Origin of the sequence: Synechococcus sp. MIT S1220, from assembly GCF_047303025.1 — a bacterium.
Classification (GTDB): Bacteria; Cyanobacteriota; Cyanobacteriia; order PCC-6307; family Cyanobiaceae; genus Parasynechococcus.
In genome coordinates this window covers 2,458,631-2,472,204 of record NZ_CP138939.1, presented here as the reverse complement: position 1 = coordinate 2,472,204, position 13,574 = coordinate 2,458,631, and the positions used below count along the sequence as shown (strand labels likewise).

Genomic DNA, 13,574 nt, shown 5'->3' with positions numbered 1-13,574 from the left:
GCGTTTGACTCTCTCCTCCACTGTTTTGGGCTTGGTTCTGGGTGTGGTGCTCACCCTGGCCGTTCAGCGCCAAAGGGCGAAACGATCGTCGCCTAGCCCTGGGTCGCCAAAGTTTTCAGCCGGCGCCATCAACACACCTCAACTCCTCGCCTGGATTGATGATGCCACCCAGGGGTGGTTGATTCTGGCGCCGGATCTCACCATCGCCTACATCAATGCCAGGGCGGAGCGGCTGCTGAGCATTTCGCGCAATCTCCTCGTTCGTGGACTGCCGATTCAGCAAGTGCTGGCGATTCCTCAGCTCGATGAGGTGATCACCAGCACGCGTTACCAACAGCGCCCCCTCCGCAGTGAGTGGGATCAACGCGGTGAGCCCCTGGAGGCGTTGGTGTTGCCTGGATCTGATGAGTGGTTGCTCGTGCTGGTTCAGAGCCGTCAGTCCCTGGAGGCCCAGCAGCAACAGCAGGAGCGCTGGGTGAGCGATGTGGCCCACGAACTGAAAACACCACTCACAGCTCTGATGCTGGTCAGCGATCGGTTGGAGCTGGCTGTTGACGATGGGGATGCTGTTTTGGTTCAGCGTCTTCAGCGAGAGCTGCGCCGTCTGCAGCTGATGGTGGAGGATCTCCTCGAGCTCTCAAGGCTTGAAAACAGTCTTCCTCAGGCCAGTGGGACCTATTCGGCCCTCTCCCTTTCCGACCTTGTCGAAGGCGCCTGGAGCAGTATTCGCCCCCTTGCAGAGACACGCCAGGTGGAGTTGCGGTTCGACGAGTCCGAACCAGGCCCCTTGATGGGGGACCGTCCCCGACTGCATCGGGCTGTGCTCAACCTTCTCGACAATGCACTTCGCTACTCCCCCGATGGAGCTGTCGTCGAGGTCGTCATTCGCCCCAGTGGTGGCTGGTGGATGCTGTCCATCCGCGACCATGGTCAGGGGCTGAGCGAGTCAGACCTTGGCAATATGTTCAACCGCTTCTATCGCGGCGATCCGTCCCGGGCCCGATCCGCCCGCAGTGGCAGTGGTCTCGGTCTGGCCATCGTTCAACAGATCGCCGTGAATCATGGAGGCAGGGTTGAGGCGCGCAACCACCCCGGTGGCGGAACCTGCGTTGAGTTGCTGCTCCCCAAAAGCATGCCGATTCCATGACCCGTCAGCGATTGCAGAAGCTGATCGCGTCAGCTGGGTTGTGCTCACGTCGACACGCCGAACAGTGGCTTCTCGACGGCAGGGTCACCGTTGATGGTTCGCCGGCTCAGTTGGGTGATCAGGCGGACCCCGACAGCCAGATCATTCAGGTGGATGGCCGTCAGCTGGCGCTTCCGGCCCAGCGCCGCGTGCTGCTATTGAACAAACCGATTGGTGTGATCAGTAGTTGTCACGATCCCCAGGGGCGCACCACCGTGCTGCAGCTGCTGCCTCGGGCCCATCGGCAGGGGTTGCATCCTGTGGGGCGGCTTGATGCCGACAGTCGTGGGGCCCTGCTGCTCACCGATGCCGGAGCACTCACCCTGGCGTTGACCCACCCCCGCTACGACCATGAAAAGACGTACCGCGTCCGGGTGCGTGGTCGACCCCATGCGTCGGTTCTGGAGCAGTGGCGACGGGGGATCTTCCTTGATGGGCGGCTGACCCGTCCCGCCACGGTCAGGAGGCTCGCGCAAGAGGGCGCAAGCAGTGTTCTGGAGGTGGTGCTCCAGGAGGGGCGCAACCGCCAGATTCGTCGGGTGGCCCAATCCCTGGGGCATCCCGTCCTGGATCTGCAGCGCACGGCCATTGCCCATGTGCAGCTTGGTGATTTGGAAGAGGGCTGTTGGCGAGAGCTCCCCAAGAGACAATGGGAGCCACTGCTCGTTGGCGGCGCGTCCCGCTCCAAGCCGCCAAGACCATGCGACTGAAGCTTCCCCGGCCCTGGTGGCGGCGTTCTCGCCTCGACGATCGACTCGATTCAGATCCTGAGACTTCTGCGGTGCAGAGCACCAGCGATTTGGGGGCTTTGATGCGAAGCCGTCGCGAAGCGATGGGTCTCACGCTTCGCGATCTGGCCAATGAAACCCGGATCACCACCCCGGTGATTGAAGCGTTGGAGCGAGGCTGGAAGGACCGTTTGCCCGAGCGTGCCTATCTGGCATCCATGCTGCCGCAGCTTGAACGGCGTCTTGATCTGACGCCTGGGTGCCTGGATCCAGTGTTGCCCCCTCGGGCAGCGGCCCGTCAGAATGGTGCGGGGAGATTGCGTCGCTTCACTCCAGGGAGCATCGACGTTTTCACTACCTGGCAGGGCACGTTGGTGTATGTGCTGGTTATCGCGGTCAGCCTCCTTGCCTTGAACCGTCAGCAGCAGGATCTGGCACAACGCAACAGCTTGGCCCTGGAGCCGGTACGAGCTGATCTGGCACAGCTCACCCGGCAAGGTGCATCGGGAGGTACATCGAAAAGCGTATCGATCCGTGGTCAATCCGTTGTTCAGGGTTTGCGGCCTCTGGAGCAGGCTGCGGAACGCCGCCCGATCGAGTGGCTTGAGGGTGACCTTCCGGCTCAGATCGGGCTGCTCCAGATCAAGTTGAGTGAGCCCCGTCAACTCGTGGTGTCCAGTCGAGGGGGGGATCGGATCAACCTCAAAGGCGGTGCTGGGGAATTGACGCTCCAGCTGTTGCCTCCGGTGCTGCTCAGCATTGAACCGCCTTTGGCTCCGACCGATCAGGTGCTCTGGAATGGCGATGCCCAAAAGCCGGAGGCGGTCGGCAAGGGGACTTATCGCATCGAGGCTGTTTCGCGTGAACCGGCTGTTTCGCGTGAACCGGTTGTTCCGCGGAGACCGGCGGATCCTGCAAGGGTGCGTCCCCAGACGGCGCCGCGTTCGCCGTAGCCCTTCAATGCCCCCATCAAATGGGCGTCAAAGGACGGAAGACGCCAGATCCAGTTCCCGGTATTGGTGCCCGGTGTGTTGAAGCGCGCCTGATCGTCCAGATGTAGAAGATCCTGAAGCGGTGCCACAACCAACCCGGCGCTTGTGGCGAAAGCCATGTCGAACAGGGTCCATGCCGGTGCATCCTCGCTGCGCCGATCCCTCGCAAGGATGCGGGATCGGCTGTCGTGATCGAGGTTCTGCCACCAGCCCAGCGTGGTGGGGTTGTCGTGGGTCCCGGTGTAGACAACCCAGCGGGTTCCAACGATGTTTTCGGGCAGGTAAGGGTTGTCTGGGATGCCATCGAAGGCGAATTGCAGCACTTTCATTCCCGGCAACTCGAAGTCGTCGCGCAGTGCTTCCACATCCGGGGTGATCACCCCGAGGTCTTCCGCGATGAGCGGCAGCGCCCCACCGCAGTCCTGGCGAAGCTTGTGCAGGAGAGATCGGCCCGGTGACGGCTCCCAGCGACCGTTTTCCGCTGTCTGATCGCTCCCAGGGACGGCCCAGAAGCCAGCCAGGGCCCGGAAATGATCGAGGCGCAACAGATCCACGAGCGCCAGCTGCCGTCCGATCCGATGCCGCCACCAGCGGAATTGCGTCAGCCTGTGGCGTCCCCATCGATAGACCGGAGAGCCCCAGAGCTGACCGGTCTCGGAGAAGTAATCCGGCGGAACACCACTCTGGGTCACGAGTCGACCATCGGCCTCAATCGTGAACAACGAGCGGTGACTCCAGACGTCCGCACTGTCCGCACTCACATAGAACGGCACATCCCCGAACAGCAGTACACCGAGGTCGTTCGCCAACCGCCGGATCGCCTGCCACTGCCTGTCGAGATGCCACTGCACCAAACGCTCTTGCAGCAGCGCATCGCCATGGTCGCTTGCCCATTGCCGCAGGTGTCCAGGGCGATGACGGGCCAGGTCATTCGGCCAGGTCCACCAGGCATCGCCGAATTGCTGATGGAGCACCACGAAGAACACGTGATCCTCGAGCCAACGCTGCTGCTGGCACCACTGCTCAAACTCCTCTTGTCGTGTGTTGTCCTGTTCCGGCCATGCCACCAGTAGGGCAGCGGCCATGGCATGGCTGCGTTGGGTCGCCAGTTCGAAATCGAGGCTTTCACCCCCCTCAGGCGGTGCAGCTGCTCCGGGGAGAGAGGCCGCGGCCTCCCTTGTGATGAATCCCTCGTTGCACAGATCATCGGCATCCAGGAACCAGGGGTTCAAGGCAAAGCAGGAAGGGGAGCTGTAGGGCGATCCGGTGTGATCAGGCGGGGCCAGGGGGAGGAGCTGCCACACACCGATGCCGTGCTCGGCAAGCAGGTGCAACCAGCGCCGACTTGGCTCACCGAAGCTTCCACAAACCGGACTGCCGGGAAAAGCGGTGGGATGGACCAGCACCCCGCTGGTGCGTGCCCGTGGCGGCGTCTGCTGATCCATCAGGTTGTTGATTCTTTTTCAGGATGGCCTGTTCAGAACAACGCCGCATCCCCCAGTTCCTGCCCAGCCATTCCGTCCCGCACCACGCGCTCGAAAAACTGTTCAAGGGTGTCCTCCCCATAGGAGGGAGTGGCATCGGCGTCGTAGCGCTGGGCGTCGTCATCCCAGACGAGCATCGATTCGCTGGCGTAATACCGACCGATTCGTCCGAATTCAGCCTTGTCCTGCAGTCCGGGAAACAGCTGACCAAGGCCTTCGATCAGCGCGATCGGAGCATCCATCAGTCCAATCGGTACGGACAGAAGAAATGGTTTGCGTCCCAGGGCCCGGAACAGCATCTCGCCCTGCTCACGGGCGCTGAGGGCCTGGCCGGGCCCACCGATGGGCAACACCTGATTGATCTTGGTCTGGTCATGGATGCAGTCCGCCATGAACCGGGCCAAGTCGGCTTCGCTGATCGGTTTGCAGCTGGCCAGGGTTCCGCCATCGAACATCACGTAGGGACCGCCTTTCCTGCAGATCTCCACCTGCCCCGCCAAGCTCTTGAAAAATGCTGTCGGACGGACGATCGAGTGGGTCATCTCCGCGTCGTCCTTCAGAGCCGCCTCAAACGCGAGCTTGGCTTTCTGAAACTCAAGCTGTGGTTTCTGCACGCAGATTGCAGAGAGCAGCACGTAATGGGCAACGCCGGCTTTGCGTCCCTCCCGGTAGGTGTTCAGGGTGGCTTCATGATCGATCGCCCAGGAATCTCGCCGGCCTCCGCTGCGTGAGGCCAGACAGGACACCACAACATCTGTGGGTTGATCGAAGGCCTCTGCAGCGAGTGATTGTGGATCGGTGACGTCACCGATGCGGACCTCTGCTCCAGCCAGGCTTGCGCTGACTTGCTCGTGGTTGTCCCGACCGCCTACCCCACTGCGCTCCCGGCTGAACGCCACCACCTGGTAGCCCCTCTGGACCAATTCCTTCACCACGAAACGGCCGATGTAGCCGGTTGCACCGAAGACCACCACGCGCACCTGTTCCGGTGGACGGCTGCGGAAGTCATGGCGCAGTGTCATGGAATTTGAGACGTGGGTTTCACAAGCTAAGGAGGAGCCTCTTGAGCGAAACTGGGCGGCGCTTCGGTGCTCACGGACGATGACCGCTTCCGATCAAGGGCGTTTAAACCGGTGGTTGGGCCGTTCGCCGCTCCGTGCTGTGCTGCGCATTGTTGTTCTTGCGCTGAGTGTGGGGGCAACGGGTTGGTTGCTGAGCAGTCTCTGGCCTGAGCCGGATCGGGTCGCCAAGGGTGCTGCTCCGAGCGTGAGTGACCCTTCCAGCCTGGCGTTGTACCCAGAGGGCTCGATCACGCTGCTGCTGATTGGTGCAGATGCCGACAACCTTCGCGATCCCAGCAATCAGGCGGCACCCAGGGGGCCTGCCAATGCGGATGCTCTGTTGTTGATCCGGATTGATGCGTCCCAGCCACTGCAGATCCTGCAGTTGCCGACGGAACTGGCCGTGAAGTTGCCTGGAGGTGATTCACCGATGGCCTTGGGCGGTCTCTGGCGTACTGGAGGTGTGGCACTGATGGCCGATGCCATCCGGGACATCCTCGGTTTGCCCGAGCAGTCTTTGCAGCGTTATGTGGTGATGCCGCGCCAGTCCCTGCGAACCGTGGTCAACAACCTCGGAGAGGTTGATGTGATCCTGAATCAGACCTATCAAGGCAGTGACAAGAGCCAGGGCTACAGCGTTGACCTTCAGGCTGGCCGCCAGAGCCTGAACGGAGCCCAGGCAGAGCAACTCGTTCGTTACCTCAAAGGCAGTGGCGATGACGTCAACCGCCGCAGGCGTCAGCAGATTTTGATTCGAGCCGTGGTTGAGCAGATGCAGGCTCCCAGCGGCATCATCAGCATGCGCGGACTGCTCGATGAAGTGAGCGGTCAGCTTGAGACGAACCTGAGCACCGGAGAGATGCTCAGCCTGGCCGCGGCTGTGATTGCCAGTCCCCCTCCGCTGGAATTCAGCCAGTTGCGTCTGGCTCCAAAGCTTAAGAACCAGCCACTGCGCCAACTCAAGCCTGGCCAGGCTTTGCCGCTCTGGCCGAAGAAGCCGTAAGACGACCGCTGCGGATGACATCCGCAAGGGCGGTGCGTCCATCGTCATGTCTTGGGTGATTCGCTGCTGGAATCCATCCGCACCAGGGAAGCTGGTCCTGTCGTCGTGCTGTCGTATCCCAGGCCCCATCCACCTGGGCAATGCCAATCAGGGGAACACGAAGCTTTTGGCTAAGGGCGATGTACGACGCCGCTGTTCCGGGTATCCCCCCATCGGCGTCTCCACCAACCAGAAAAAGGACGGGGCAGTTCCAATCAGCCAGGGCCTCGAGCCAGCTGCCCGCTTGCGGGTGCCAGCGTGCTGCATCTCCACTCAGACGCAGGATCACGTGCTGATTCGCCACGTTCCGGAGGACGTCATGGGGTGATTCGCCGGCGGCATGGCTGATCAGAGCGCGCTTTCCGCCCGTCGCCAGTGCTTCGGCGCTGCGTCGCATTTGCAACTCAGGCAACGGTCCTGCTCCCACAAGCACCACACAATCTGTGGACATGGCCCCCCAGCTCACCACTACCATCGGATTACAGCAGAACTTGTCCCGCGGGCGCCGTGACCAGCTTCCTGACCGCAGCCCGCATTGAGCAGGAGAAGATCACTCCTGATACCCGCCGACTGCGGTTGTTCAGCGGTACTTCAAACCCTGGGCTGGCTCGTGAAATCGCGACCTATCTCGGGGTTCCCGATGGTCCACGGGTCTGCAAGCGGTTCGCCGATGGTGAGCTTTACGTCCAGATTCAGGAATCGATCAGGGGCTGTGATGTGTTTCTGATCCAACCCACCTGTGCTCCGGTCAACGACCACCTGATGGAGTTGTTGATCATGGTGGATGCTTGCCGACGGGCCTCTGCCCGCCAGATCACCGCTGTGGTGCCTTACTACGGTTACGCCCGGGCAGATCGCAAGACAGCTGGACGCGAGTCGATCACAGCCAAGCTGACGGCCAATCTGCTGGTGAAGTCGGGCGTGGACAGGGTTTTGGCCATGGATCTGCATTCCGCTCAGATCCAGGGCTATTTCGACATTCCCTGTGATCACATTTATGGATCACCGGTGCTGGTGGACTATCTCTCGACGCAGAATCTCGGTGACATCGTTGTGGTGTCCCCCGACGTGGGCGGTGTGGCACGTGCCCGTGCCTTCGCGAAGCAAATGCATGATGCTCCGCTGGCGATCATTGATAAGCGGCGAACAGGCCACAACATGGCCGAGAGCCTGACCGTGATCGGTGATGTAGCAGGACGGACCGCGATTCTGATTGACGACATGATCGATACCGGCGGCACGATCTGCGCTGGTGCGCGTCTGCTGCGTCAACAGGGCGCCAAGCGCGTCCTGGCCTGTGCCACCCATCCCGTGTTCTCACCACCGGCATCCGAACGCTTATCAGCCGAGGGTTTGTTCGAACAGGTTGTTGTCACCAACAGCATCCCAATTCCACAAGACCGCACCTTCGCCCAGCTGCAGGTTCTCTCCGTTGCCAGAATGTTGGGAGAGGCGATCTGGCGCATTCACGAGGAAAGTTCAGTGAGCTCCATGTTCCGTTAGTTGTAAATTTGAGCCCCATAGATTCTTGTGAATTCAGAGATTGTGGTGAGTTTCTGTCGAATGAGTTCACTGGAATGACTTCTCAATGTTGTCATTCCATTTTTGATGGCTTCTTCCTGGATTTTAATTGTGGATTTACTGGCATTAATAACCTCCATCATCGATGGATTGATTTGAAGAAATTCATAGGCTGCAATGCGTCCGTGATAACCCCGACCATGACAAAGCGCGCAGAGTGTGCCGCTGTCTTTGCGTTGTTGTTGTTCTTCTCGATTCAGGGCTCTGGCAAACCGCACAATGGTCCCAGTAGGAAGTGTTGTTAACTGTGCTTCTTGTTCATTAATGGGACGCTCTGAGCTGCATTCAGGGCAGACTTTACGCAGAAGTTGTTGCGCTAGAACGCCACGCAATGATGCATTAATTTTGTGGCTCGGAATTTTCATATCGATTAAACGTTTGATGGCGCATGCTGCATTGCTGGTGTGCAGCGTCGTAAAGATCAGATGGCCTTTCTCAGCTGCAGCCAGACAGGATGCAGCAGTGTCTGGATCTACAGCTTCACCAATAAAAATAGTATCTGCATCCTGTTCTACAAAGTGAGATAGCAATTCTGCATAAGTCTGTCCTTTTGAGCGATCGATAGAGACTTGTTGGATGTGGCCGCCAAGATCGTAAGTGATCGGATCCTCTGCTGTAACAGTGCGTCGTTCGTCGGAATCAATATCTTGCAGAACTGCCGCCAGAGTTGTTGATTTTCCGGCGCCTCTCGGGCCTGCGATCATAATGACGCCATTACCCTGGTTGATCATTGATCGAAAATCATTGCAGATTTGATTGTTTGTAATCAACGAATTAAGAGTTAATTTTTTAGATGCTATTCGGATTTTTTTAACTATAATAATCTCGCCTTTTTTTGCGCCAATCGTTGAGCAAAGCAAGGTCATCCTATGGCCTTCATGGGTGCAATTAATCGTTCCTTTTTGGAAAGAAAACTGGTCTAGATGATCCATGGTTGCCATTTTTTTAATACATGCGATCACGTGAAAGCCAGCGGCGTGGCTCATGCTGATTGGATGTTGCATCAAGCCGTCGTGTCGTGTGCGGAGTCTGTATTCGTCGACGCCGGGCTCAATAACAAGATCAGACGTCCCAGAATGATGCATGTAAATTAGTATTTTTTTCGCTGAATGTTCAACCTTGCTTTCGGATGGATCTGAGGAAAGATCAATCGGAAGGATATCAGCCAACTGATCAGATTCAATGTCGTCAAATTGGAAATCGTCATGGTCAAAAAAATTTAGACCAGTCGCATCATCGTCAATTTGTTTTGAATCATCATTCTTGGCGATGTGGTCTCCAAAAGGATTGTTATTTCGGATCCGCTTTTCTCTCGCTGCATGATCGAGAATATCTTCAATTGTATTTGGTGCTAATTCAATAAACTGACACTCCAAGCCCCCTGCCTCTGCACGATATTTAATGAAATCTCCAATCGTGGCCAGAAATGCAAGGTTGCCGATCGCAACTGTTAACTTCTCTGTGCCAATATTTTTGTTGAAATCAATGCCAAGTGGTACGACAATATTTTCACGGCACCACTGCAAAGAAAAATATTCGTCAACAAGTTCTCGAATAGTGGCATAAGAGTAATTGCCTTGTTCAAGCATTGATGCAGTCGTTTCTCCCTTGATAGCTGTTGTTGGTTCCCTTGTCAATTCGAAAGTCTTTCGCAACCATCCTTTCGGCCTCTGGCAATTTAAATGCTCAGCTATTTTATTTTTTGGAATATTGAGCTGTGGTGGTTCATTGTTTAAGAGGCCAGTTGGTATTTGGTTGGTAGTTTAGAAGAATTGCGTACATCAAGATCAAAATCCTCTTGGGCTAAGTATGGGCAGTGATTGAGATTTCATTGAAAGGCGGCTGGATTGTTTTTAATCTTGAATGCCCGATCCCCCATGATGGATGCTTGCGATGGGCTTGCCCTTGATCAATTCGTTCTTGATTAAATAAGATCGTTTTGTAATGCAAGGAATGAAGTGATGTAGTGCATTCTCGGCTATGATCAGAAGGATTAATATGCGGCTACTTTACGCCTCACAAAGTTTTTATGGAACTGCGCATGTTCCAGCCTTATTTCAACTTGTTGCCTGGGAATGATACTTCCATTACGGGCCCAGACTCGACTGGACTCTTTGCTTAAGACACGTCAAACCATGGGGGTTTGGCTTACGAATAGTCCGAGCAAGCTGTAGTACAGCAAGCTGAAGATTCGTGCGGCGATGCAAGAGCTGCAGAGAGCTGGATTTGACCGTGTTCTGCCGAGCGTCTGGAGCAGCGGTACCACGTTTCATGTCAGTTTCTATGCGCCAGTTGAGCCACAGCTCAAAAAAGCCGGACTTGATCTGGACCCGATTTGCGCGATTGCTGAAGAAGGCCTGAAACGTGGAATCAAGGTGATGCCTTGGTTTGATGAATACGACTTGATGGAGCCCTCTGATTCAGAGGTTGTTCAGCGCACTCCTTAATGGGTTTTGGCGCAATCCAATGGTCAGCGTTGGATGAAGATGCATGGGAACCACCGCATGGCTTGGCTTAATCCTGCCCATCCCGCTGTGCGGAATCGGTTGATCGGATTGGTTGTCGAAACCCTCAAGCGCTGTTCGATGTATGGACTGTAGCTTGATGATCACTTCGCCTGGCCTGTGAAATTTGGCTCTGACACGTATACACAAGAGTTATATGGACGACAGTTCGGTACACCGCCGCCAAGAAATCACACCGATCGCAATTGGATGACCTGGCGGCGCAAGCACTTAACAAGTCTCTTACGCGAGTTACGAACCACCTTGGCAGCGGAGCAGCTGCCAGTTCGAATCAGTCTGTCACCGGGTCCGTTCCGTCAGGCCTACAACCTGTGGTTGCAGGATTGGGAGCTATGGGCGATGGTTGAGTTGATTGATGAGCTTGTGGTCCAAAACTATGCCTATTCAGTGAAAGGATTTACTTGTGATCTTGATCAACCGGCTCTGCGCAAAGCGCGTGAATGGCGTATTCCTACACAGATTGGAATCCTTGCTGGTTTTGGGAAACGCACCACGACAATACCGGTTCTCAGGGAGAAGATTCGCCTTACACGGGAGCGTGGTCATGGCGTGATCTTTTTTTATTAGGAGGGGTTATGGGGGATACATGTCAAACCTAAGCGTCGCAAGATTCGCCAGGATGCCCTGCAACGACTGGGTTCTTTAGTTAAGTGTTGTCAGATTGATATTATCTCATTGAGGGGTGTCTCGCAGAAGGGGTTATGAGATAGGGAGGGGGGAAACTGATTAGATACCTCACCCAATCAGAGGAGTGGAACCAAAGAATCCTTCAGTGAAAGAGTGATGGGGGAGTGGAACCAGAAAGAATCTCTGGGTTCGTCACAAAACAACGCAGAACCCCTCACCAGACATCAGGGCAGACCTTGAGAATCTCTTCAGAAAGCACATAAAACGAAGCAGCACCATTGTAAGGAATCGCCTGTTCAAGAACCCAAAAGTAAGACTTATTGATGCCGTTGTATTCTCTCCCCTTTTCGCACGCTCCTTCAACCATTGTTGGTTGTCTGCTGAATAAATCCCTCCACTCATCAACAGACATTGAATAGTGGTGAGACTTCTGAGCAACTGCTGCAGAGGAGAAACTGGCAACGACGATCGGAACCAGGGAGAGGAGAGAGAGACGCATCACAGGAGTGAACCCACCGGTTCCAGTTTGCTTCAGTGTGCGTTGGTTTTCACAGAAGAGTTGATTCTTCATCAGAATCATGCCAGGACTGCTACTACTATACGCATTACCTAACATTCTCACTCATTACCACACGCATTCACCCATAAATTCAATCATTTATTGAATACAACGCCTCCATTTTCTAAATACCTATGCATAGGTATATGTATATGCGTATGTATATACATTGGAGGCAAACTCAATGGCATGGCAATCATTAGGAAAGGATTCTCCTCGTAGAGGTGACAAACCAATTGAATGGATGGAGCGAACTAAGCACGATACGAAGTTTGCTTGGAATATTGTTAAGCGCTTTCTATCTCATTTGAAGTCTGTTGCGAAGGACAGGCAAACAAGCGTCTCTCAGATGCTTCGCTATGTGATGGCGGTGGAGACGGGATACAAGGCACCTGTAGAGGACTGAGAGGGGGTGTGGAGGGTTACTGAGGGGGAAGACACAGAGGATTCCCACTCACTCCTCCTTCACCACCTACCTCTCTCCCCTACGAATGAGGTGACTCTTCCCCTTACGAATACGATGATACTTCTCTTATTAGATATCATTCTCTTTGTTTGTATTGTTATACTATTCATTCATATATTCTATCTAATACTATAAGTCAGTCTAGTGGTGGGTTTTAGTAACTACCCCTTTATCTAATCATTTGCAGCTATCAGCAACTGATTCAATTGCCCTCTCAATATAACTATTATTGCCAAAGAATCTACGCCAACCATCACCAGCATCCACCTCGATAGTGTCTGGAAATGCGTGTGATGCCATTGGTTGGAATAGAATACAAAGTCCAAGGAAAGCAATGGCAAGAGGCATTGCGAACTCTCTGAGGAAGCGTCTCATAGAAAGATAGGAGAATTACCTCTCTGATTATTCACCTCTATATCCTTCACTGCAACCCCCCATTAGAGAGATGTGGCACAAAAATAGACACGAGATTGGAAAATCGTGTCTGATGGAGTCAAGCAGAAGTAGTTGAGGAAGCAGGGAAAAGGTAAAACCTGCTTCCTTTGTTGCGATAGGAGAAATCTAAGAAACCCACCACAACTATGACAATATTTAGTCACGCCCTCAAAGGGATAAGGATTCTATTTGTCTTGGTGAAATAGATTCCCTGCGAACCTTTTGGAGTGATGATGAAGGACACTGAACTCCTTCTGCCACGAGCAGCAAACTTCGGATGTTGGTTCAATGATTGCCACAGCACACCGAAGTGGTGGATATATTGTTGCAAAATTGCAAGGGTTTCTACATCGCCGAATTTATTGTCAGCAATTATTTCTGTCCATAATTTCTCACAATCCTTCCACTGCTGGTCAAATTCCTCATAACCATGAGATTGATTAGTGTCAGTCATTCCACTCGTTTCATTAGAACTATCACATACCACATGCTGTTTCTATGTGACTTTCTCCGAGCGTCCCAGGTATCGCATCCCTCCAAGCACCTTTGTTCCCACTATCATAAACTATCCTCGATTTAAATTGCTGACAATCCGCTTGCTGCTTTTGCTATCCAAAAGGATCTTTTACCCAATATGTGACATAGGGATAATTGCTTGAGATGAATTTAACAAGAAGACATTCATCATTTTGAGAACATCCTGCTAAGCACCATTCATTCCATTCCCGTCTGCATTGCGCTTCAGCAGGCGTAGCGATCAATAATGAAGAAGTCGAAAGAAGTGCTGCGATAAGAAGTTTCATTAGCTTGAGGGAACATTTAATCCAGAGAAGGTAGTGACAGATACAGTTTTGGATGTAATCACGACCTGACCTTCAGTATTACTTT

13 protein-coding genes and 1 pseudogene are annotated in these 13,574 nt (G+C 54.6%); 8 read left to right on the top strand and 6 right to left on the bottom strand.

The window, feature by feature from the left end:
- The first annotated feature begins 4 nt into the window (after nt 1-4).
- Genes SIB64_RS12410 through SIB64_RS12400 form a run of 3 tightly spaced genes read left to right on the top strand, consistent with a single transcriptional unit; the run spans nt 5 to nt 2,867 of the window.
- Nucleotides 5-1,147, top strand: a complete 1,143-nt coding sequence (locus SIB64_RS12410) for a sensor histidine kinase (protein ID WP_413440504.1) — start codon at nt 5-7, stop codon at nt 1,145-1,147.
- Nucleotides 1,144-1,896, top strand: a complete 753-nt coding sequence (locus SIB64_RS12405; protein WP_413440503.1) for a pseudouridine synthase — start codon at nt 1,144-1,146, stop codon at nt 1,894-1,896. Before SIB64_RS12410 ends, SIB64_RS12405 begins: the two co-directional genes overlap by 4 nt.
- The gene (locus SIB64_RS12400; RefSeq protein WP_413440502.1) at nt 1,836-2,867 is read left to right on the top strand and encodes a helix-turn-helix domain-containing protein; all 1,032 of its coding nucleotides are present in this window, start codon (nt 1,836-1,838) and stop codon (nt 2,865-2,867) included. Before SIB64_RS12405 ends, SIB64_RS12400 begins: the two co-directional genes overlap by 61 nt.
- Here the strand turns inward: SIB64_RS12400 and malQ are convergent.
- Nucleotides 2,753-4,351: a 4-alpha-glucanotransferase gene (malQ, locus tag SIB64_RS12395; protein ID WP_413440501.1), complete on the bottom strand. Its 1,599-nt coding sequence runs from the start codon at nt 4,349-4,351 to the stop codon at nt 2,753-2,755. The two genes, SIB64_RS12400 and malQ, sit on opposite strands and share 115 nt — an antisense overlap.
- A 32-nt stretch (nt 4,352-4,383) precedes the next feature.
- Entirely contained in the window at nt 4,384-5,412 is a 1,029-nt protein-coding gene (locus tag SIB64_RS12390) for an NAD(P)-dependent oxidoreductase (RefSeq protein ID WP_413440500.1), read from the bottom strand.
- Here SIB64_RS12390 and SIB64_RS12385 point away from each other — a divergent pair.
- Nucleotides 5,411-6,454: an LCP family protein gene (locus tag SIB64_RS12385; RefSeq protein ID WP_413440499.1), complete on the top strand. Its 1,044-nt coding sequence runs from the start codon at nt 5,411-5,413 to the stop codon at nt 6,452-6,454. The two genes, SIB64_RS12390 and SIB64_RS12385, sit on opposite strands and share 2 nt — an antisense overlap.
- On the opposite strand, the gene SIB64_RS12380 is transcribed toward SIB64_RS12385, so the two are convergent.
- Complete coding sequence (locus SIB64_RS12380) at nt 6,411-6,944, bottom strand: hypothetical protein (RefSeq protein WP_413440498.1); 534 nt, start codon at nt 6,942-6,944, stop codon at nt 6,411-6,413. The genes SIB64_RS12385 and SIB64_RS12380 overlap by 44 nt on opposite strands.
- 56 nt (nt 6,945-7,000) lie before the next feature.
- Between SIB64_RS12380 and SIB64_RS12375 the strand changes: the two genes are divergently transcribed.
- The gene (locus tag SIB64_RS12375; RefSeq protein WP_413440497.1) at nt 7,001-7,996 is read left to right on the top strand and encodes a ribose-phosphate pyrophosphokinase; all 996 of its coding nucleotides are present in this window, start codon (nt 7,001-7,003) and stop codon (nt 7,994-7,996) included.
- Here SIB64_RS12375 and SIB64_RS12370 read toward each other — a convergent pair.
- Entirely contained in the window at nt 7,993-9,663 is a 1,671-nt protein-coding gene (locus SIB64_RS12370; protein WP_413440496.1) for a GspE/PulE family protein, read from the bottom strand. The genes SIB64_RS12375 and SIB64_RS12370 overlap by 4 nt on opposite strands.
- A gap of 594 nt (nt 9,664-10,257) precedes the next feature.
- On the opposite strand from SIB64_RS12370, the gene SIB64_RS12365 reads away from it, so the two are divergent.
- The 3 genes and pseudogenes from SIB64_RS12365 to SIB64_RS12355 all read left to right on the top strand — a co-directional run.
- Complete coding sequence (locus SIB64_RS12365) at nt 10,258-10,521, top strand: family 10 glycosylhydrolase (protein ID WP_413443016.1); 264 nt, start codon at nt 10,258-10,260, stop codon at nt 10,519-10,521.
- Between the two features lie 6 nt (nt 10,522-10,527).
- The gene (locus SIB64_RS12360) at nt 10,528-10,674 is read left to right on the top strand and encodes a hypothetical protein (protein WP_413440495.1); all 147 of its coding nucleotides are present in this window, start codon (nt 10,528-10,530) and stop codon (nt 10,672-10,674) included.
- A gap of 12 nt (nt 10,675-10,686) precedes the next feature.
- A pseudogene (locus SIB64_RS12355) lies at nt 10,687-11,166 on the top strand (family 10 glycosylhydrolase); the annotation flags it as partial.
- A gap of 274 nt (nt 11,167-11,440) precedes the next feature.
- On the opposite strand, the gene SIB64_RS12350 reads toward SIB64_RS12355, so the two are convergent.
- On the bottom strand, nt 11,441-11,797 hold the full coding sequence (locus SIB64_RS12350; protein WP_413440494.1) for a hypothetical protein: 357 nt from the start codon (nt 11,795-11,797) through the stop codon (nt 11,441-11,443).
- A gap of 1,049 nt (nt 11,798-12,846) precedes the next feature.
- The gene (locus SIB64_RS12345) at nt 12,847-13,140 is read right to left on the bottom strand and encodes a hypothetical protein (RefSeq protein WP_413440493.1); all 294 of its coding nucleotides are present in this window, start codon (nt 13,138-13,140) and stop codon (nt 12,847-12,849) included.
- Nucleotides 13,141-13,574: the final 434 nt, after the last annotated feature.

Excerpts from the sequence above, each read along its gene's own strand:
- SIB64_RS12405 (WP_413440503.1), top strand. The coding sequence starts at position 1,144 with ATGACCCGTCAGCGATTGCAGAAGCTGATCGCGTCAGCTGGGTTGTGC.
- SIB64_RS12400 (WP_413440502.1), top strand. The coding sequence starts at position 1,836 with ATGGGAGCCACTGCTCGTTGGCGGCGCGTCCCGCTCCAAGCCGCCAAG.
- malQ (WP_413440501.1), bottom strand. The coding sequence starts at position 4,351 with ATGGATCAGCAGACGCCGCCACGGGCACGCACCAGCGGGGTGCTGGTC.
- SIB64_RS12385 (WP_413440499.1), top strand. The coding sequence starts at position 5,411 with ATGGAATTTGAGACGTGGGTTTCACAAGCTAAGGAGGAGCCTCTTGAG.
- SIB64_RS12390 (WP_413440500.1), bottom strand. The coding sequence starts at position 5,412 with ATGACACTGCGCCATGACTTCCGCAGCCGTCCACCGGAACAGGTGCGC.
- SIB64_RS12380 (WP_413440498.1), bottom strand. The coding sequence starts at position 6,944 with ATGTCCACAGATTGTGTGGTGCTTGTGGGAGCAGGACCGTTGCCTGAG.
- SIB64_RS12370 (WP_413440496.1), bottom strand. The coding sequence starts at position 9,663 with ATGCTTGAACAAGGCAATTACTCTTATGCCACTATTCGAGAACTTGTT.
- SIB64_RS12350 (WP_413440494.1), bottom strand. The coding sequence starts at position 11,797 with ATGAAGAATCAACTCTTCTGTGAAAACCAACGCACACTGAAGCAAACT.
- SIB64_RS12345 (WP_413440493.1), bottom strand. The coding sequence starts at position 13,140 with ATGACTGACACTAATCAATCTCATGGTTATGAGGAATTTGACCAGCAG.